Source organism: Flavobacterium sp. 270 (genome assembly GCF_004368785.1).
Taxonomy (GTDB): Bacteria; Bacteroidota; Bacteroidia; order Flavobacteriales; family Flavobacteriaceae; genus Flavobacterium.
In genome coordinates this window covers 610,128-632,096 of the sequence record NZ_SODM01000004.1, presented here as the reverse complement: position 1 = coordinate 632,096, position 21,969 = coordinate 610,128, and the positions used below count along the sequence as shown (strand labels likewise).

The 21,969-nt window shown below is 33.5% G+C and carries 9 protein-coding genes; 5 read left to right on the top strand and 4 right to left on the bottom strand.

From position 1 onward, the window contains the following. Positions 1-11 precede the first annotated feature (11 nt). The 5 genes from EV144_RS17130 (at position 12) to EV144_RS17110 (ending at position 15,428) form a co-directional block, all read left to right on the top strand. Positions 12-4,457 carry a non-ribosomal peptide synthetase gene (locus EV144_RS17130; RefSeq protein WP_134150383.1) on the top strand — a complete coding sequence of 1,482 codons (4,446 nt, stop codon included), beginning with the start codon at positions 12-14 and terminating at the stop codon, positions 4,455-4,457. An 11-nt stretch (positions 4,458-4,468) separates the two neighbouring features. Further along, on the top strand, positions 4,469-5,119 hold the full coding sequence (locus tag EV144_RS17125) for a 4'-phosphopantetheinyl transferase family protein (RefSeq protein WP_134150382.1): 651 nt from the start codon (positions 4,469-4,471) through the stop codon (positions 5,117-5,119). 6 nt (positions 5,120-5,125) lie between these two features. Continuing rightward, positions 5,126-7,060 carry an alpha/beta fold hydrolase gene (locus EV144_RS17120; RefSeq protein WP_134150381.1) on the top strand — a complete coding sequence of 645 codons (1,935 nt, stop codon included), beginning with the start codon at positions 5,126-5,128 and terminating at the stop codon, positions 7,058-7,060. Positions 7,061-7,289: 229 nt separating this feature from the next. Then, positions 7,290-8,252, top strand: coding sequence for a cupin-like domain-containing protein (locus tag EV144_RS17115; protein ID WP_166670597.1), 963 nt, complete (start codon positions 7,290-7,292; stop codon positions 8,250-8,252). A gap of 258 nt (positions 8,253-8,510) precedes the next feature. After that, positions 8,511-15,428: an amino acid adenylation domain-containing protein gene (locus tag EV144_RS17110; protein ID WP_134150379.1), complete on the top strand. Its 6,918-nt coding sequence runs from the start codon at positions 8,511-8,513 to the stop codon at positions 15,426-15,428. 747 nt (positions 15,429-16,175) lie between these two features. On the opposite strand, the gene EV144_RS17105 is transcribed toward EV144_RS17110, so the two are convergent. The 4 genes from EV144_RS17105 to EV144_RS17090 all read right to left on the bottom strand — a co-directional run bounded on the left by EV144_RS17105 (position 16,176) and on the right by EV144_RS17090 (position 21,965). Continuing rightward, positions 16,176-17,549: an MFS transporter gene (locus EV144_RS17105; protein ID WP_134150378.1), complete on the bottom strand. Its 1,374-nt coding sequence runs from the start codon at positions 17,547-17,549 to the stop codon at positions 16,176-16,178. After that, positions 17,549-18,706, bottom strand: a complete 1,158-nt coding sequence (gene uxuA, locus EV144_RS17100; RefSeq protein ID WP_134150377.1) for a mannonate dehydratase — start codon at positions 18,704-18,706, stop codon at positions 17,549-17,551. The genes EV144_RS17105 and uxuA overlap by 1 nt, the downstream gene beginning before the upstream one ends. Positions 18,707-18,730: 24 nt before the next feature. After that, complete coding sequence (locus EV144_RS17095; protein WP_134150376.1) at positions 18,731-19,543, bottom strand: SDR family oxidoreductase; 813 nt, start codon at positions 19,541-19,543, stop codon at positions 18,731-18,733. A 139-nt stretch (positions 19,544-19,682) separates the two neighbouring features. Next, positions 19,683-21,965 (bottom strand): glycosyl hydrolase family 28 protein, encoded by a 2,283-nt coding sequence (locus EV144_RS17090; protein WP_134150375.1) that lies wholly within the window; start codon positions 21,963-21,965, stop codon positions 19,683-19,685. Positions 21,966-21,969: the final 4 nt, after the last annotated feature.

The window sequence follows — 21,969 nt, the reverse complement described above, 5'->3', positions numbered from 1 at the left end:
AATAGATTTTAATGAAATTGACATTACCACAACAAGATATTTATTTCGAACAATTATTGTTTCCTAATGACCCTATATATAATATTGGGGCAAAAATCGAAATTAAAGGAAAAGTAAATACTGAGATATTCAAAAAAGCATATTTTGAATTGATTAATCAGCATGATGCTTATAGAAGTATCATTATAAAAAATGAAGAAAATATCAGTATTAAATTACTGGATGAACATCAGTCAGAATTAGGATTTGTTGATTTTTCAGATTGCACAGATTCGATTGGGCAAACGACTAGTTATATGCAAAAGGAATTTATGAAGCCTTTTGATTTATCCGGAGAAAATCTTCTTCATGTATTTACCTTGATAAAAGTGAATGAAAATCTGTATTATTTATTTTCCGTTTATCATCATATTATAACTGATGGTTGGGGAACTTCATTAATGTTTCAAAGATTAGTTCTAAACTATAATGAAATTTCTCAGTTTAATGAAGTAAAATCAATCTATCCTTTTAGTTATAAGGATTTTTCAATAGATGATTTTCAATATCAAAACTCAGAATCATTTAACTTGGATTTAAAATATTGGTCTAAAAAGTTTAAAACGTTACCGGAGAATTTGTTTGAAAAGAAGATTGAATCTTCACTAATCAATAAAAGCAGTCGTAAAGAATTAGTTATAAAAAGAGAGGTATATAACGAGCTAAATGCGTTAGCTTCGAGCTATAAATGTTCCTCTTTTCATTTGATTTTGGGTATTCTGTATTCTTATTTTGGAAGAAAACATGAAAATAATGATTTCGCTATTGGTTTGCCTGTATTAAACAGAAATAAAGCTGCTTACAAAAAAACAGTCGGACTTTTTATGGGGATTTCCCCTTTAAGAATCGGATTAGATTTTAATGCCACTTTTCAAGATTTAATACTTGACATTAGAAATCAATTACGAAAGGATTATCGCCATCAGCGTTTACCATTAGGAAAACTAATTCAGGAACTTGGATTGTATAATCAAAAAGAAAGATTATTCAATATCACACTTTCTTATGAAAAACAAGATTATGCAAACCATTTTGTAAATACTCAAACTAAAGTAATTCCGTTAAGCCATCAATCTGAGCGTGTGGCTTTAGCTATTTATATTAGAGAGTTTGATGAGTTGGAAGATGTCAAAATTGATTTTGATTATAATCTGAATTATTTTGATGATTTTAGTATAACACAGATTGTTCAGCATTTTGAAAATTTAGTTCATCATGTTTTAGATTGTCCGGATAAAAAACTAAAAGAATTAACTTATTTAACTGAAAAAGAAGAATATCAATTGTTAAGTCAATTCAATGATACAAACGTTGATTACCAGAAAGACAAAACAATAATAGATTTTTTTGAAGCACAAGTACAAAAAGCACCAAATAAAAAGGCACTTGAGGATAACTATAAATGTTATTCTTATGCAGAACTTGATAAATTATCAAATCAAATAGCTCAATATCTTATTGAAGTTTATGGACATAAAGATAAATCACCTGTAGCCGTTGTATTAGAACGTTCTGCAAATATGGTGATAGTTCTGCTAGGTATATTAAAATCGGGTAGATCTTATATTCCTTTAGATCCTTCCTTCCCAAAAGAACGTTTAAATTATATTGTCAATAACAGTCAAAGTAAAATCGTTATTAACGAAAAAGGTTATGAATTAGAAAAAACTAATAATGTAACAATTTTGCCATTAGAAAATATTTTAGCAAGTATTGACGAATTTAGCGGTGATCGATCCGCAACAATTTACTCTAATGATACAGCATATATAATTTATACTTCGGGTTCCACAGGAAACCCGAAAGGTGTTCAAATTGGACATCAATCATTGCTTAATTTTTTGTGCAGTATGCAACAAAAACCCGGAGTTAGTTCAAATGATATATTATTTTCGGTTACCACTTATTCATTTGATATTTCGATTTTAGAGTTTTTTGCTCCTTTAATTTCCGGAGCCACTTTGTATATCGCAACTCAGGAAGTTTTGAAGGATCCTTTTGCGATTATTCAAAAAATAGAAGAGATAGAACCTACTATAATTCAAGCTACACCAAGCTTTTACCAAATGCTGTTTAATGCAGATTGGCAAGGAAGTAAGAAGTTAAAAGTGCTTTGTGGCGGAGATTTATTAAGTGAAGCATTAGCAGAAAAGTTAATTGAAAATAGTTTAGAAATCTGGAATATGTATGGGCCTACTGAAACTACTATTTGGTCCAGTTTACGAAAAATAGAACACCCAAAAGAATCTTCTAATATTGGAAAACCAATAAACAATACACAGTTTTATATTTTAGATAAATTTTTAAGTCCTAAACCAATTGGAACTCCGGGCGCAATTTATATAGCAGGTGATGGTTTGGCAAAAGGATATTATAATAATGAAATATTAACAAAGGAGAAATTTATAGAAAATCCATTTGAAGCCTCGGGTTTATTATATGAAACAGGAGATATTGGTAAATGGAATGATGAAGGGGAAATAGATTTTTTAGGAAGAAATGACAATCAGGTTAAAATACGTGGGTATAGAATTGAACTTGGAGATATAGAGTCACAATTAAATCAAATAGAAGGAATCAAAGAATCTGTAGTAATTGCTAAAAAAGGGAATCAGCAAGATCCTTTTTTGGTAGCATATATTTTAATAAATAATGAAGCAATTGATTCAGAAAAAGCTATTAAAGTCCTAAAAATGAATCTTCCTTATTATATGATTCCTAATACAATCATTACTTTGGAAGAATTTCCGCTTACTCCAAATAAAAAAATAGACAGGAAATCTTTGTTAGAGAGAGAGATTGAACAAAATGTAAATCAGGATGATTTTAAAGCTCCTGTTTCCATTTTAGAAAAAAAACTATCTCACTATTGGAGCGAAATGCTAAATAGCAAAGTGCCCATAAGTGTAAAAGATAATTTCTTTGCACTTGGAGGACATTCATTACATGCAGTTAAGTTGGCAAGATTAATTGCGAAGGAGCTTTCTTTTACTATTTCTGTCAAGACTATTTTTGATTATCCCACAATTGAGCTATTGTCAAGTTATCTTCAGGAGCTTAAACCGGATTTATCTATTGCCATACCATTATGTGAATTTAAAGATTTTTATAGTTTAACACCTTCACAAAATAATATTTGGCTCGCATGCCAACAAAAAAATATGTCAATAGCTTACAATATGTCAGCAGCTTATTGGATAGAAGGAATTGTAGATTTGGATAAAATTGCAAAATCAGTAAATACTATAATTAGTAAGTATGAGGTCCTGAAAACTAATTTTATTGAAATCAATGGAATTCCTTATCAGAAGATTAATTCCTTAGATACAGACAGTTTTGAAATTAGAAGTATTAAACTAAAAACCGAAAATATTGCGGAAGCTATAAATCAATTCAGTAATAAGGAGTTTATACTAGAAACAGATTTACTACTCAGAGTTCAGGTTCTTCAGTTAGAAACAGGTCAATTTATAATGCTTTTTTCGACGCATCATATTATCATGGATGGTTTATCATTGGAAATTTTTGTCAAAGAGTTTATTAACAATTACAATGAAAACGCCACTATAGAAATACCAAAAAAAAATACATTAAGTTTTCAATTTAAAGACTATACAGAATGGTTTAATGAAGATTCGAAATTAAATGCCATTAAAAATGAGATCTTCTGGAAAAAATATCTTGAAAAATATTACTACAAAGATTCTTTTGAAAGGGACTTTGGTATAGAAAACAACAAGCAAAATGCAAATAGATTTCAGTTTGAACTAACTGCTGATACAACTTTAGAACTAAAAAAAATAGCACTTGGGCAGCAAGTTACATTATACACAGTTCTAATGACATCCTTAAATTTTTTGATTTTTAAAATTTCCAACCATCATGATATTTGTATAGGCACGGTGAACGCAGGAAGAAATATACCAGCTTTAAACGATCAGATTGGAATGTTTGTCAAGACGCTTGTTTTAAGAACGCAAATAAAGTCAGGGCAAACTTTCATTGATATATTGAGGAGTACGCAAAACGATTTATTATTAATGTCTGATTATCAGGATATTCCTTTTGATAAATTACCTCAATCTATCTTTGATGTTATGTTGGTATATCAGAATCCGGAATTGTCATTTGATGCTATAGACGCATTTAATGATTTTAAATTAGTTTCATATCCGGTTGAGCACAAATACAGCAGAATGCCTATTGCATTTAATTGGTTTGAAAATGATAATAAACTGAATTGTAGTATAGATTATAACTGTGATTTATTTGAAGATGATACAATTCAAATTATTACTCAAAAGTATAGTAATCTTTTAAGTGATATATGCGAGTCCCCATTTACAGACATAGATTTAATAGATCTTAAATTAGAGTTTGAAAAGAATATGCCCTTCGATTTTGATTTTAATTTTTAAAACTTACAATTTTGATTTACATCTATTATTCTTATTTATCTGAAGAAAATCACGAAAGTTTATTGAAAAATGACTTACCAAAATTCCCATTCCATTATCAAGAGAAAATCAAAAGATATAGAAGATGGAAGGACGCACAATTATCGCTTTTAGGAAGAGTATTATTGTTTAAAGGCATTGAAGAAATATACAATTATAATGCCTACGATAAAGTAATGCAACATACAAAACATAACAAACCTTATTTTGAAGATAATTCAATCCGGTTTAATATCTCACATTCCGGAGAAATTGTAGTTTGTGTATTTGGGAGCGAGCATGAAGTAGGAATTGATATTGAAGTAATCTCAGATATTAAAATAGAGGATTTTAAGTTTCAGATGACTAAAACGGAATGGGACAATATTACTTTTTCAAAGAATAAGGAAAGAGCTTTTTTTGATTACTGGACTCAAAAAGAAGCTGTCATAAAAGCGCATGGTTCTGGGTTGGCAATTCCTCTCGAATCATTTGAGATTTTAGATAATACAACTATAATCAATGGCGAAAAATTTTATTTAAAGAAAATAGAAATAGACAAAAAATATAAATGTTATATCTCGCTAAAAGAAAATATCAGTGAAATATCAATAGAAAAATATAATATAAATCCAATAATTTAATTAATAATGAAAAATTTACTAAGACTAATTTTGTTGCTTTGTTTTTTCCCAACATGTTTGTTTTCTCAAAGCAATGCTTATAAAATTGAAAAAACAAAATCTTTCTTTGCTGAGGATAAAATTCTGACACAAGAAACTATAGAATGGAAGTATTTAAATGTTCCTGAAAATTGGGATAAACCAGACGGAAAAAAAATAAAAATTGCAGTTGCAATTTTAAAATGTACCTCAAAAAATATAGATGCAAATCCTGTTGTATTTGTTGCCGGAGGACCAGGAGCTAGTGGTATTAGTGCAATTTGGATGTGGCTGCAACATCCTTTACGAAAAAGAGGTGATATTGTTTTAATGGACATAAGAGGTACCGGTTATTCTTTGCCTAAATTTTGTCCTGATTTAGGAAAGAAATTTTTGGAAATACTGGCAAAAAACCAAAATGCTTCACAAGATGAGCAGCAAAAAATTATCGCTGCGATGTCATGTCAGCAAGATCTGTTAAGTAGGGATATTGATTTACAGGCCTACAATAGTAAATCAATCGGTAAAGACTTAAATGCTCTAAAAACGGCTTTGAAATATAAAAACTGGAATGTTTATGGAGTGTCTTATGGCACCTATACAGCCCAGGTTTATGCAAATGATTTTCCTGCAGATATAAAATCATTGATTTTAGATTCTTCAGTTTCAGACATCAGAGAGTATTACAATCATAATACCTCAAATTACATGAATAGTCTTGAAAAAGTTTTTGATGCATGTAAAAATGATCCTAATTGCAATAAAAATTATCCTAATTTAGAAAAGACTTATTATAAAACACTGGAAAAGCTGAGTAAAAACCCTATTACCGTTAATGTAAGTGAAAAAATAATCCCTACAGGAAAATTCACATATAATGTAGAAGATTTTAAAATTTCAATTCAACAAGCCTTATATAATGAGAAATTAATAGAAGTATTACCCTTATTAATTACCGAATTTAATAAAGGTAATAAAAGTACTTTAAGTTCTTTAGTAGCTGCTTTTTCAGGTGCTTTAGTTTTAGATTATGGGCAATATTATTGTGTGAGTTGTAACGAGGCAATACCTAATAATTCAATTTCAGCATTTGATAAAGATGCTGCTAATTATAAAAAACTAAAAGGTGGATTATCTTTTTATAAATCGGACTTTTTAGTATGTGATAAGTGGAATTTAGGAAAAGATAAGCCAACTTTAAATGATTTATCTAATCTATCAACATTAACAGCTCCGGTATTGGTATTTTCCGGAGCATTTGATCCAATTACTCCTGCTTCAAATGGAAAAAATACAGTAAAAAAGTTCAAAAATGGTTTTCTTGTAAATGCTCCAATTTCCGGACATGCACCTAGTTTTTCAGATATTGGATTTAATATTGTAGATGGGTTTATAAAAAATTCTGCGCAAAAACCGGATACAAAAGAATTTGAATTACATAATAAAGTTCATTTTGCTACAGATGTAAAAGTTAGTGATGGGGTTTCGAACTTTGCTAATAGTGTAAAGGAAGTTAACCCACTATTTTTTGTTCCGTTTCTTATTGCTATCATTATTTTATTGCTATCAATTTTAAATTTTTGTTACACACTTATTAGAAACAGAAAAGATATTATTCAAAATAAATTAATGAAAATTTTACTTATCATTAGTTCTGCTTTGGGCTTGCTGGCTATTATTGGTCTTGCTTTAGCTTTTGACAGTACAGCTCGTGACAATTTTTTCATACTTGCTTTTGGAATACCAAATAAGTTTGCGTATCTCTTTGTTATTCAGTGGATATTTCTAGTATTTACGATAATTTCATTATTCTATTTTTTACTTAAAATTAAGGTTATTTCAAATAGAAGCATTCTCGCGACAATTTTATTTTCATTAGTTCTTATTGGGATTTATTTCCAGTATTTGGGTTTTTTGTTTTAAAGTAAATTTTGATTCTGCCGCATTTAAGAGTAAGATTTGATTTGCTTTTAAATTAGTACTATAGTCAGTATTATTATTGAGCTATTTCTACAAACAATATATTTTAAAGTAAAGCCTACACTAAGTTATAGAAGGATGTCGAAGAGATTTTGTCAGTGAAAAAATAAATAATTTACCCATAAGAGTTAAAATATTAATAACAACAATAATAACAATAAAAATGATAGATATGGAAAATACTCTAGAAGATACGAAAGTAAAGACAGAATTTGATGGTTTTGGTGATGATTTATTCTCAATTATCCCAGGAATTGAAAATGCCGGCGAAGTACCGGTTGTTAATGCAAGTGAGTTAACCGAAGAAATTTTTTATAAGAATTGGGTATCATATAACAAGCCATGCCTTGTAAAAGGAGCTGTAAAAAATTGGCCGGCAGTACAAAAATTCAAAGACCCCGATTATTGGCTGTCAGTGTGTGACGATTTTGAAATTAAAATATTTCCTCATATGAATCATATTGACAGAGAAAGACTTCTTAAAGACAGTGAGGATATTTCGTTTCATGATGCGATAAAGCGACTTCATAGAAATGAGGATTATATTTTTAGCATACCAGCAGAAACAATCACAGAAGACAATAAGTTCTCAAAGTTAATAAAAGAAATACCGGGTTTTTCTTTTCTTTCTGATAAAATAAAACCAAGAGGGTTTTCTCATAGAAGATTTTTTATGTATCGAAGAGCATCCACTGCCTGGCATCACCATATAATTGATGAAACTTTAATGTGTCAGATTAATGGCACAAAAAAAGTAGTTTTATTGCCTCCTGATATGCCAAATGTAAAAAAGGTAACGGAATTCTTTATTGAAGAACTTAATTTATCCGGAAAAACCCTGGATAATGTTGATTTAAAACCAATCATTGCTTGTGTTGAGGAGGGTGACGCTTTATATATTCCTCCATATTGGCATCATGCAGTTATTCCAGTTGACGGAGAAGTAGGATTTACCTATGCACATTGTTGGAAAAGCCCTTTACACAAATTTGGAGATTTTTCAAATTATTTCGTTCGTCGATTTTACTTTGGTGGTTTATGGCCTATTAAAGGAATATCTTTTGTCATGCCAGTATTGGGAGTTTGTTCTGGAATATCATTTGGATTTAGAAAAATGGTTAATGTGTTTAAGTAATAAAACACAATATTTCCCTGGCAAACTTGATGTGTTTGCAATAATTTAAAACATCAATCAATTTATGGACATGCAACAAAAGGCCGGAGAAATTTTCTACGGCCTATGGAATACTTATGGTTTTAATTAGCCAGAAAGTTATCTCACATCTTAGCCAACAGGCTGGAATATTGAAATTGAAAAGCCACCTTAATTAGTATGAAATACTGTTTGAAAAATGATCGCAGGTAGTTGCCGGAAAATATAAATGTTTAATTTATGGATAAGAATAGGGAGTTAAGTAACGTTAATTTGGCTTTAAAATACTGGAAGAAAAAAACATTAAATAGAGAGGAAGTTCTTGGGGTCCAACAGAAACAAAATAATCTGCCGTGTATCATTATTAATGCAAGGGAACTAAATTATTTCAATACCCTTACCAATAAAAACTCAATAGCTCAATATACTTTAATAAGCGCAATTTATTCTTTTTTGCTAAGTAGATTAATTAGTGAATTTGATGGTTACGTTGTGTCAAAGTATGATGAAGGTAAGTCTTTGTTCCTGTCTTTTCCTACGGATTTAAATACATCATTTAAAGAATATCTTCAAAAAGTAAAATATGAAATTTTAGAGACATTAAAGTATTCAGGCTACAATAAGGATGATTTATCCGAAAAGATAGGTTTTAACGATTTAAGTATTTTATCTAATTACGGTATTGGGATTAACAATGAAACTAATTTAGATTGTAATGGTATTTCACTTAATATAAGAATAAATAAGAATGAAAATATAGAGATTAACGTTTCTTATCTGGAGGATTTTGTAAAGAATACAATTGTTGAGTATCTAGTCAAACATTTTGAGCAGTTTGTAGTTAATTTAGAAAATAATATTGTTGGTAACTTATTGGATTATAGTTTACTGTCTGAAAAAGGAAAGTATCAATTATTAGTAGATTTTAATAATACTGCTGTAATTTATCCGAATGATAAATCAATAGTTGATTTATTTCAAGAGCAAGTCGCTAAAACCCCAAATAAAATTGCTGTTGTATTTGAAGAATCGGAATTAACCTATTCTACATTAAACCAAAAGGCTAATCAGTTGGCCAATTATATTTCTTCTAAATATATCATGAATAGTGGAGACATAATTGGTGTGCTTTTACCTAAATCGGATATTGGAATTATTTCATTACTGGCAATATTAAAATTAGGTACAGTTTATCTGCCAATAGATCCTAATTATCCCCAAGATAGGATTAGTTATTTGATAAAGGACAGTGCTTTAAAATTACTCATAGTTGATAATGTCAACTTAGATATTGATAATTGCGATACAATAGATGTAAAATCAGTAGATTTAAATTTCTATGGTTGCGAGAATATCAATGCAGCTATTTTATCCAAAGACATAGCGTATGTGATTTATACATCTGGTTCTACTGGACAACCTAAAGGAGTAATGGTTGGGCATACCAGTACCATAAACATGTCTTTAGACCAGATTAGGACTTTTGAAATTACCGACACTGATAAAGTGGTATGGTTTTCTTCTGTTGCTTTTGATGCTTCTATATCTGAAATTATGATGAGTTTGTATAGTGGTGCTACACTATGCATTCCGACAGAGGAAACAATAAAAAATAAAGACCAATTTGTAGATTTTTTAAAAGAAACAAAAGCATCAGTAGTAACTTTTCCTCCAAGTTATTTAGGATTATTGTCAGAGAATGATATTTCAGGACTAAGATGTGTTATTACTGCAGGAGAATCTGCTAATGCGGGTAAAGCAATAGCTATTGCAGCATCAGGAATTGATTATTATAATGCATATGGTCCCACTGAATGTGCGGTTTGTGTGTCGATTTATAAGATAACTAAAAATGATTTTGAAAGGTCAATTATTCCAATTGGAAAGCCTATTTCGAATACCCAGATTTACATATTAGATGATTTTTTACATCCTGTTTCAATAGGAGCTACAGGGAAATTGTATGTGTCAGGAGCAGGAGTAGCCAAAGGGTATTTGAACAAGTCAGAACTTACGGCCGAAAAATTCATTCCCAATCCTTTTATAAAGGGAGAAAGAATGTATGACACGGGTGATTTGGGCCGATGGTTATTGGATGGAAATATAGAATATATTGGCAGAAAGGATCAACAAGTTAAGATTCGCGGATTCCGCATCGAGCTTGGCGAGATTGAGCATGCCATTTTGCAATATGGATCTGATTTAAAACAAGTGGTGGTAGAGGCAACAGAATCCAATGAAGGAAAATTTTTGATTGCTTATTTTACTGCTGATAGCAGTATTGATAAATCAGCATTAAGGGATTTTCTTCAGGAGCGACTTCCGGATTATATGGTTCCGGCGTTTTACGTAGAACTGGATGGGTTACCCCTTACCCCAAATGGAAAAATAGACCGTAAAGCCCTGCCGGGTGTAGATGGAGAAGACCTTATTCGTGGAGAATATGCAGCTCCCCGAAATGAGACAGAAGAGAAACTGGTAAGAATATGGCAGGAAGTGCTTGGAATTGAAAGAATCGGAATAATAGATAACTTTTTTGAATTGGGAGGACACAGTTTATCTGCAGTTCAGGTAATTAACCGAACCCATAAACAATTTGGAAAAACGATCACTATTAAATTGTTTTTTGAAAGCCCAACCATTCAAGAATTGAGTAAAGAGCTGCAGGAGAGTGAATATATCGCAATCCCGAAGGCTCCTGAAAGCGAGTCTTATCCCTTAACGGCCGCTCAAAGGCGATTATGGATCATGAGCCAGCTGGAAGGCGGTTCGCTGGCGTATAATATGCCCGGAGCAGTTACGCTAAAAGGAAATATAGACACCAATAAATTTGAAGAATCGTTTAGGCTTTTAATAAATCGTCATGGAATACTGCGAACGTATTTCAAAACAGATAATGAAGGTGATATCAGGCAGTATATCATCCCAGGCGAACAATTAGATTTTAAGATTTCCAGTGAAGACTTCAGTTTTGCAGAAAACCAGCAAGAGGCTATTGCAAAATATATCGAAGAAAGAAACCAGGATATATTTGATTTAGAACAGGCACCCCTTATAAGAGCCTCGCTGTTGAAGCTGAAAGAGCAGGAGTATGTGTTCTTTTTATCGATGCATCATATCATTGGAGACGGCTGGTCTATGGAACTGCTGGTTTCTGAAGTTGTGGAGGCCTATAACAGACTGATCCAGGGAAAAAAAGCTGGTTTTTCGGAATTGGGCATTCAGTATAAAGATTATGCTGTCTGGCTCAATGGAGCATTACAGCAGGCCAAACATCTGGCCTCGGAAGCTTATTGGTTAAATCAATTTGCGGGAGAATTACCTGTTTTGGATCTTCCGAGTTTTAAAACACGTCCTTTGGTTCAGACCTATAATGGGGCGAATATCAGCCATCATTTTCCAAAAACATTTTTAGAGGAATTAAAAGCATTCTCAAAAGCTCAGGATGTTACGCTGTTTATGACACTTATGGCGGGAATCAATACTTTATTGCATAAGTATTCGGGTCAGAATGACATTATAGTTGGAACACCGACAGCGGGCAGGGAGCATCCTGATTTAGAGAATCAGCTGGGGTTGTATTTAAATACACTTGCCATCCGCACGAGATTTGAGCAGGGAGGCAGCTTTTTAGATCTGCTCTCAGCGCAGAAAGAGACCCTTTTGGGAGCTTATGAACATCAGAGTTATCCATTTGATGCCTTAGTAGGGAAGTTAAATCTGCAGAGAGACCCAAGCCGTTCTGCATTATTTGATGTTTTGGTTGTTTTGCAAAACCAGGGCCAATTGAATAATCTGAAAAGCGAAGAACTCAGAGATCTAGAGATGGGGCCTTATGAGTTTTCTAATGCAACAGCCCAGTTTGATATCAGTTTTACTTTTGTCGAATCAGAAGGATTGAGTCTGATGGTTTCCTATAACACAGACATCTATGAAGAGTATCTGATAGAGAGAATGTTTACCCATTTTGAAAACCTGCTCAGGGAATCGTTAGAACAGCCCGAAAAGCTGATCCAGGAGATTGGCTACCTAACATTTGAAGAGCAGAATCAGTTATTGACAGTATTCAACGACACAGATTCAGAGTACCCAAGAGAGAAGACAATCGTAGATTTATTTGAAGAACAGGTTAGAAAGACACCAAATAATATTGCTGTTATTTTTGAAGAAACAAAACTAACGTATCAGGAACTTAATGAGAAGTCCAATCAATTGGCTTATTATATTTCTTCTGCATACGCTATTAATAAAGAAGATATTATAGGTGTATTTTTGCCTAAATCCGATTCAAGTATTATTGCTCTATTGGCGATTTTAAAGTTAGGGGCAGTTTATTTGCCAATAGATACCCATTATCCGCAGGAAAGAATTGATTTTTTAATTCAGGACAGCAGTTTAAAATTATTGATTGCAGATAATTCTGAGTTACAAATTACTAATTGTGATATAATAAATATTAGATCAGTAAGGTTAGAGGATTATAGTACTGAAAACATCAATATAGATTTTTCTTCAAAAAATCTAGCCTATATTATTTATACTTCAGGTTCTACAGGACAGCCCAAAGGGGCTATGATTGAACATACGAGTAATGTGAATATGATTTTACATCAGATTCAGTCTTTAAATATTACAGATAAAGATAGAGTGGTGTGGTTTGCTTCTGCTGCTTTTGATGTATCTGTTTATGAAATTATGATGAGTTTGTACAGTGGAGCTGCTTTGTGTATTCCTGGTGAAGAAACAATAAAAGATAAGGATGAGTTTGTAAATTTTTTGAAAGTAACAAAATCATCAGTACTAGCTCTTTCTCCAAGTTATTTAGCATTATTATCTAAAGAGGATATTTCGGGACTAAGATGCATTACTACTGGAGGCGAATTGCCTAATGTAAGTAAAGCTTTAGAAATTGCAAAATTAGGAATAGACTATCATAATGATTATGGTCCTACAGAATGTGCGGTCTGTGTATCTATTTATCAATCAACAGGGCAGGCTGTAGAGAAACGAGTTATTCCTGTCGGTAAACCCATTTCGAACACCCGGATTTATATCTTGGATGATTCTTTACATCTTGTCCCGATAGGAACCCCGGGAAAGCTGTTTATATCAGGTGCGGGAGTAGCCCGCGGGTATTTGAACAAGCCAGAACTAACCCAGGAGAAATTCATTGCTAATCCTTTTGTAGGGGGAGAAAAAATGTACGATACGGGCGATTTGGGCCGCTGGCTTTCTGACGGGAACATAGAGTTTATGGGCAGAAAGGACCATCAGGTTAAGATTCGCGGATTCCGCATCGAACTTGGCGAGATCGAGCACGCCATTTTGCAATATGGACCTGATTTAAAACAAGCAGTCGTAGAGGCAAAAGAATCTAGTGAAGGAAAAGTTCTGATCGCTTATTTTACAGCTTCAGAAAGCGTTGACAAATCAGCATTAAAAAGCTTTCTTCAAGGCAAACTACCCGATTATATGGTCCCTAAGTTTTATGTAGAACTGGAAGAGCTGCCTCTTACCCCAAATGGAAAGATAGACCGCAAAGCCTTGCCTGGAGAAGATGGAGAAGACCTTATCAGAAATCAATACGTAGCTCCAAGAAATGAAACAGAGGAAAAACTGGCTGCCATATGGGAGGAAGTACTTGGAATTGAAAAAGTAGGAGTAACAGATAGTTTTTTTGAATTAGGAGGACACAGTTTATCTGCAGCTCAGGTAGTGAACAGAATCCATAAACAGTTTGGAAAAACGATCACTATTAAATTGTTTTTTGCAAATCCAACCATTGAAGAAGTAAGTAAAGAGCTGCAGGAGAGTGAATATATAGCAATCCCGAAGGCTCCTGAAAGTGAATCTTATCCCTTAACGGCTTCTCAAAGACGATTGTGGATAATGAGCCAGTTAGAAGGCGGTTCGCTGGCGTATAATATGCCAGGAGCAGTTACGCTAAAAGGAAATATAGACACCAATAAATTCGAAGAATCGTTTAAACTTTTATTGCATCGTCATGAAATAATGCGAACGTATTTTAAAGCAGATAATAAGGGTGATATCAGACAATATATTGTTCCAACAGAACAATTAGACTTTAAGATATCCAGTGAAGACTTCAGCTTTGCAGAAAACCAGCAAGAAGCCATTGCGAAGTATATACAGAAAAGAAACCAGGATATATTTGATTTAGAACAGGCACCGCTTATAAGAGCTTCGCTGTTGAAGTTAAAAGAACAGCAGTATGTTTTCTTTTTATCCATGCATCATATCATTGGAGACGGCTGGTCTATGGAACTGCTGGTATCTGAAGTTGTAGAGGCCTATAACAGATTAATACAAGGTAAAAAAGTTGATTTTCCGGAATTAGGCATTCAGTATAAAGATTATGCTGTCTGGCTCAATGGAGCATTACAGCAAGCCAAAGATCAGGCCTCGGAAGCTTATTGGTTAAATCAATTTGCGGGAGAATTACCTGTTTTGGATCTTCCGAGTTTTAAAACACGTCCTTTGGTTCAGACCTATAATGGGGCGAATATCAGCCATCATTTTCCGAAAACTTTTTTAGATCAGCTAAAAGCATTTTCAAAAGCGCAGGATGTTACCTTGTTTATGACACTTATGGCAGGAATCAATACATTATTGCATAAGTATTCAGGTCAGAATGACATTATAGTTGGAACACCGACAGCAGGCAGGGAGCATCCTGATTTAGAGAATCAGCTGGGGTTGTATTTAAATACACTTGCCATCCGCACGAGATTTGAGCAAGGGGGCAGTTTTTTAGATTTGGTATCTGCCCAGAAAAATACCCTTTTAGGAGCTTATGAACATCAGGGTTATCCATTTGATGCCTTGGTAGGGAAGTTAAATCTGCAGAGAGACCCAAGCCGTTCTGTATTATTTGATGTTTTGGTTGTTTTACAAAACCAGAGTCAATTGAATAATCTAAAAGGAGAAGAACTGAGAGATCTAGAGATGGGACCTTATGAATTTTCTACTGCAACAGCCCAGTTTGATATCAGTTTTACTTTCGTCGAATCAGAAGGATTGAGTTTGATGGTTTCTTATAATACCGACATCTATGACGAGTATTTGATCGAAAGAATGTTTACTCATTTTGAGAATTTACTAACACAATTGCTAAAACAACCTGAAAATATTATATAATGATAGATTTTTTAACTGAACAAGAGAAACACTAACTTTTAATAGCATTCAACGATACAGATTACCCAAGCGATAATAGATTTATTTGAAGAGCAGGTTAGAAAGATACCAAATAATACTGCTGTAGTATTTGAAGAGACGGAATTAACGTATCAGGAACTTAACGAAAAACCCAATCTGGCTTTTTATATTTCTTCCCGATATACTATTGATAAAGATAATATTATAGGAATATTTTGTATAATTCTAATTCAGGTATTTCTGGGTAGTGTTCTAAAGTTAATAATATGAGATTTTAGATTTCTTACTGATAATATGATTGTCACAAAATGCAAAGAAAAAAAGTTTATTTAAAAATAGAATAACAAAAAATAATAAACAGCAATACTATTGTTGATTTTGGTCGATAACGGGGAGTTGGCCACAAAACTTTTGAGCAGTTAAAAAAATGAAAAGCACTATAAATATAAACTTGCAAATTTTAGAATTTGCAGGTTGGTTTTAAAATTTCTCCATAAAAAAGCGTTAATCAAAAGATTAGGACTTTTTTATGGAGAAGAGCAGGATTTGAATCTAAATACCTGAATGCCAGTTTATACTGTGGTGTAAATTTTAAAAGTGAAAGTGCCACGATTTTGCCATAAAACTTTTTTAGTTTATGGACGCCATAATTTTTTGTAAATATATAATTTTAGATAGAATGGATTTTTTGTTCAATCTTTAGCATTAACAATTCTTAATTTTAATTTATAAATCTGAAATACAAGAATATTTAGGAACCAATAACTTCATTATGAACCATGCCAGCAAATAGGCCAGGGCGCAAAGTACAAACATAATGGTATAACCAGTTTGAACATGTCCTAAAGCTTCGTAATAATCAAAAAGTCTGCCACCAAGTTTTGAAACCAAAACACCGCCGATTCCTCCAGCCATTCCACCAATTCCGATAACAGATCCGATTGCTTTTTTGGGAAACATATCTGATACCGTTGTAAATATATTGGCAGACCAAGCTTGGTGCGCCGACGCGCCGACTCCTATAAGCAATACGGGAATCCAATAACTGATGTGCCCTAAAGGCTGGGCGAGGAGCACTGCCAGAGGAAATAAGGCAATAATTAACATCGCTTTCATTCTGCCTTCATAAGCGTTATAACCTCTTTTGATAAAATACATCGGGAAATATCCTCCGTAAATACTACCAACCATTGTCATACTATATAAAACTGACAATGGAAAAGCGATATCTGTATTAGTAAGTCCGAACTGTACTTCCAGGTATTTTGGAAGCCAGAACAAAAAGAACCACCAAATACCATCGGTAAGAAATTTTCCAATAACAAATGCCCAGGTTTGTTTGTATTTTAAGAGCTTTATCCATGAAATTTTTTCTTCTGAAACTGAAGTTTCAACTGGCTTCAAAATAATTTCACCGTCCAATATATAGTTTAATTCGGTGCGTGATAATCTTTTTTGTTTTTCTGGTTTTTCATATAAAAAATACCAGAAAAACATCCAGATAAAACCAATTGCACCAATAATAATAAAGGCAGTTCCCCAGCCCCAATTTACGGCAATCCAAGGCACGGTTAATGGTGCCAAAATAGCGCCGACATTTGAACCTGAATTAAAAATACCGGTTGCTAATGCACGTTCTTTTTTTGGAAAATAATCGGCAATTGCCTTTATCGCAGCCGGAAAATTTCCTGCCTCTCCAAAAGCTAAAAAGGATCTGGAAATCATAAATCCGGCAATAGAAACGGGAACAGCTGCAATTCCTGCCCAAGCCATTACAGTATTATACGTTGTGCCAATAGGAATTGCATAAGCATGCATTATAGCGCCAATTGACCATATCGCAATAGCTAAAATATAACCAATTTTGGTTCCGACTTTATCTATCAGTCTTCCTGCAAACAACATCGAAATAGCGTAAATAAACTGAAAAATTGCTGTAATGTTAGCATAATCACTATTACTCCAATGAAATTCTTTTGAAAGACTCGGTGCTAATAAACTTAGCACCTGTCTGTCTAAATAGTTGACTGTGGTTGCAAAAAAAAGCAAACCGCAGATTGTCCATCGGTATTTTCCGATGACATCGTTTTTATGCAGCATTATAAACTTCTTTTAATTCCCATTTCTAAACCGCGTAATTCAGCTAAACCTCTTAAACGACCAATTGCAGAATATCCAGGATTGGTTTTTTTATTTAGATCATCCAGCATCTGGTGTCCGTGATCTGGGCGCATTGGCAGTTTAGTACCATTTCTTTTTTCAACTACAAGAATTTCCTTTACGACTTCGTACATATCAACATCGCCTTCAAGGTGGTTTGCTTCATAAAAATTACCCTGCGCATCACGTTGCGTACTTCTTAAATGAATAAAATTCATCTTATCACCGTGACGTCTGATAATTCCAGCCAAATCATTGTCTGATCTTACGCCGTATGAACCTGTACACATTGTAAATCCGTTAGATTTAGAATCATAAGCTCTCATCAATTCTATAAGATCCTGCTCCGTACTTACCACTCTCGGCAGTCCTAAAATTGGATAAGGCGGATCATCAGGATGAATAGCCATTAATACGTGATTGGTTTCTGCAACAGGAATGATTTCTTTCAGGAAAAAGAATAAATTTTCTTTCAGTTTATTGCTGTCAATACCATCATAAGCAGATAATGTAATCAAGAAATCTTCTACAGAATAGGCTTCTTCTGCACCGGGAAGTCCAGCCAGAATATTGTGCTGTAATTTGATTTTGGCTTCTGGTGATGCATTATCAAAATAAGCTTTGGCCTCTTTAATTTGAGATTCTGAATACGATTGTTCGGCGTTTGGGCGTTTTAAAATAAACAATTCAAATGCAGCAAACTCGATAATATCAAAACGCAATGCTTTTGATCCGTCTGGCATTTCATAAGACAAATCGGTACGTGACCAGTCTAAAACGGGCATGAAATTGTAGCAAACACAGTGAATACCGCATTGTGCTAAATTTTTTATGCTTTGCTTGTAATTTTCGATGTATTGAAGATAATTTCCTGTTTGTTTTTTAATGTCTTCATGTACGGGAATACTTTCTACAACCGAAAAAGTAAGACCAGCAGCTTCAATTTCTTTTTTGCGTTTCATGATTTCATCAATTTCCCAAACTTGTCCATTTGGAATATGATGTAAAGCTGTCACAATACCTGTTGCGCCAGTTTGTGCTATATCTGATAAAGAAACGGGATCGTTAGGCCCGAACCATCTTAATGTTTGTTTCATTTTGATTTATTTTTTTATTTAGAATTAAATACTTGTCGCTCCAAAACCGCCGTCTACTTTAATAACTGTTCCAGTTACGAATTTTGACATGTCGCTGCACAGAAATAATAGAACACCGTCTAAATCTTCTGGTACACCAAAACGTTTCATTGGAGTTTGCTCGATAATTTTATTTCCTCTTGGTGTAAGTTCTCCTTCTGGAGTTAGTAATAATGCTCGGTTTTGTTCTCCGATAAAGAATCCCGGAGCAATAGCGTTTACACGAATTCCTTCTCCATATTTTGTAGCCAATTCTACAGACATCCATTTTGTGAAATTATCTATTGCAGCTTTTGAAGCAGAATAACCAACAACTCTGGTTAACGGACGCTCTGCTGATGCTGAAGAAATGTTGATAATAATCCCGCTTTTTTGTTTAGCAAAAAGTTCAGAAAATACTTTTGATGGTAACATGGTTCCGATAACATTCAAGTCCATAACTTTTTGCAGATCACCTAGTTTTAAATCATAAAAAGCCTGATCTGGGCCAATAGTTGCTCCCGGCATATTACCTCCGGCTGCATTAATCAAGATATCAAGACGACCGTATTTTTCAACAATAAAATTGCGGATTTCTTCTAATTCTTCTTGGTTTAAAACATTGCCTTTTACAGCAAAAGCCTTAATTCCTTTTGTTGTTAATCTGTCAACTGCTGTCTGCGCTTCATCAAGAGTCAGACCAACAATTCCTGTAATAACACCTTCTTTGCCTAATACTTCGGCCATATTGCTTCCCAAAACTCCGGCACCTCCGGTTATAAGTGCAATTTTCCCTTCTAAATTTAATACTGAATTCATTTCTAAATGTTTACTTGGTTGTTTTATTATGTTATTTTCGGAGTTTCCTGCAAGGTTTTCTAAACCTTGTGAGTATTTAAACATTGGAGAATGAAAACCTGCAAGGTTTCGAAAACCTTGCAAGAATCCACACTAATGCTTATTTAACCATTAGCTTTTTGGTTGAAACTTTTGTGTCTGATTTTAAAGAAACTATGTATATTCCAGTTTTTAAAATTGAACTTAAATCAATTTTTAATGCATTTTCAGCATCAATATTTTTAGAATAAACTACATCTCCCGTACTGTTATAAATTTGTATATAAGTATATTTTTCTCCATTAAAATCAATATTTAAAATTCCGTTGCTCGGATTTGGATAGATATAATAGCCCTCTTCTGTTAAAGAATCAGCTTCAATTGATGCAGTGCTTAAAGCGCCTTTTGCAGCTATATTACCAGACGTCGTTTTTATAGTTACATAATCAACATTCAGTTCTGTTGTTCCTTCAGAATCGCGTAATTCAACAACATTATTTCCCTGATTAAGAGATGCATTTACTGCAACTTCTGCAAAAGAAAGAGAAGAAGAAGTTACCACACCTGCTTTTGTACCATTTACATAAACGCCCATTTTTCTGGTTCCTGCAGAATAAACGGCTACATTAAAAGCAAGACTATAAGTTCCTGCCGAAGTCATATTAACATTTCCCCATTTAAGAAATCCTCCGGCATTAAGGTCAACGTAACGTCCAGTTGCTCCATTGTTTATAGTTCCCTCGTTGATTAAAGCATTTTCAGCTTCATAAATATTTTTGTTTGTAATTTCAAAATCCATCGTGCTCACTGCTCCACAAGTATTCGTGTAAGTTGCAGTATAGATTCCGTATTTTGAATCCTGGATGTTAGAAATAGTAATTTCACGAGAATTTGAACTGTATCCGTTTGGTCCAGTCCAGCTCCAAGTTCCGTTAGTAGGCTGTGGTCCAAAAGTTACAGCTGCACCAGTTGCAGCAACAGTAATAGGAACATTTCTATAAGCTCCGTTATTTACTTTAGAGAAAGGATCGATCGGAATTCTGGTACATCCGTTAGTTTCATGAACATCGGCTGTTGTGTTTTCGAAGTAAGTTCTCGGACGGCTGCTGTTTCCTGTATTGATAAAATCACAGCTGTTAATATCCAAACCATCAATACCACGAGCCCAAATACCGTATGCAGCTGCTATTCCGTTGTTTTTAACTTCAGGATAGTTTCCGCTCATACAAGTTTGATTAACTCCGGCGTTTGAACTGTAATTATAAACTGTGATATTATTAAGCGTTACATCTTCGATTTTTGTTGGATAATCGCAATCATAATTAAATACAACAGGCTGAATAGTTGATTTTTTACAATTCACATTTTCAATTAAAATGTTACTCAGTTTACCATTAAATGGATTGTTATTTCCTCTGTTTTGTAATTCAAGATAAATAGGATTGTAACAACTGTTAATCGTTACATTTCTTACTGTAATATCATGAACATTGGTATTATCATTACTTTGTATCGTAATTGCAGATATACAGTCGCCTGTAGAAATTGGATCTTGTCCTGAAGCAGCTGGTGCAGAATGTTTGTTTATGATAATATTTTCAGCAATGATATCATAAGCTTCATTTTTTGTATCGGTACCCAATTTAAGAGCGTTACACGAAGAAGCAATAATACAGTTCTTGATTCTTACTTTATGTAAAGGAGCTTCTGGTTTAACTTTCAGACATAATCCATCATCACCAACTTCAATATCACAATTGGTAATAGTTACGTCATAACAACTCTGAATATCCAAACCATCAGCAGATCCATGGAAATTATCAAAAGGCCTTCCGCGAATCAACATATTATCTACTACTACAAGATTACATCTCTCAATATTGACAGCAAAATTTGGAATATTTCTAACGGTTAAGTGATGAACATTCACATTTGTACAGCCAATTAGCTCAATACCGCGACCCGGTTTATCATAAGGTCTTGTACTGCGTTCGTAAACCAAACCACCGCCGTCGATGATACCGCCTCCGGTTATTTCAATGTTTTTAAGGTTTTCACCAAAGAATAAATCACTTCCGTTTTCGCGCCATACATAATTAGTATTTGCTTTAATAAGTGCGCCCGGAGAAATGATAACAGTTAAATCATTTGATTTTAGTACCAGACCGCTGTCCATTAAATAAGTTCCGTCGGGAATAAATAGAATATCGCCCGGCTGGCAGGCATTAATCGCATTTTGGATTTTGACAGTAGCGTACGTGGCTCCTGTATTATCCGCTCCATAGCCCGTAACTACATTTCGGGTGGCACTCCAAAGGACTGAAGCGTTAGATAAAAACGCAATACATGTCATAAAAAAAATCTTCTTCATCGAGAATCGATGCAATTTTAAAGTTGTTTTCATAATA

What these genes read in the sequence shown, in the direction of transcription:
- EV144_RS17090 (WP_134150375.1), bottom strand. Translation starts at nt 21,965, where the DNA reads ATGAAAACAACTTTAAAATTGCATCGATTCTCGATGAAGAAGATTTTT.
- EV144_RS17110 (WP_134150379.1), top strand. Translation starts at nt 8,511, where the DNA reads ATGGATAAGAATAGGGAGTTAAGTAACGTTAATTTGGCTTTAAAATAC.
- EV144_RS17105 (WP_134150378.1), bottom strand. Translation starts at nt 17,549, where the DNA reads ATGCTGCATAAAAACGATGTCATCGGAAAATACCGATGGACAATCTGC.
- EV144_RS17095 (WP_134150376.1), bottom strand. Translation starts at nt 19,543, where the DNA reads ATGAATTCAGTATTAAATTTAGAAGGGAAAATTGCACTTATAACCGGA.
- EV144_RS17120 (WP_134150381.1), top strand. Translation starts at nt 5,126, where the DNA reads ATGAAAAATTTACTAAGACTAATTTTGTTGCTTTGTTTTTTCCCAACA.
- EV144_RS17130 (WP_134150383.1), top strand. Translation starts at nt 12, where the DNA reads ATGAAATTGACATTACCACAACAAGATATTTATTTCGAACAATTATTG.
- uxuA (WP_134150377.1), bottom strand. Translation starts at nt 18,706, where the DNA reads ATGAAACAAACATTAAGATGGTTCGGGCCTAACGATCCCGTTTCTTTA.
- EV144_RS17115 (WP_166670597.1), top strand. Translation starts at nt 7,290, where the DNA reads ATGGAAAATACTCTAGAAGATACGAAAGTAAAGACAGAATTTGATGGT.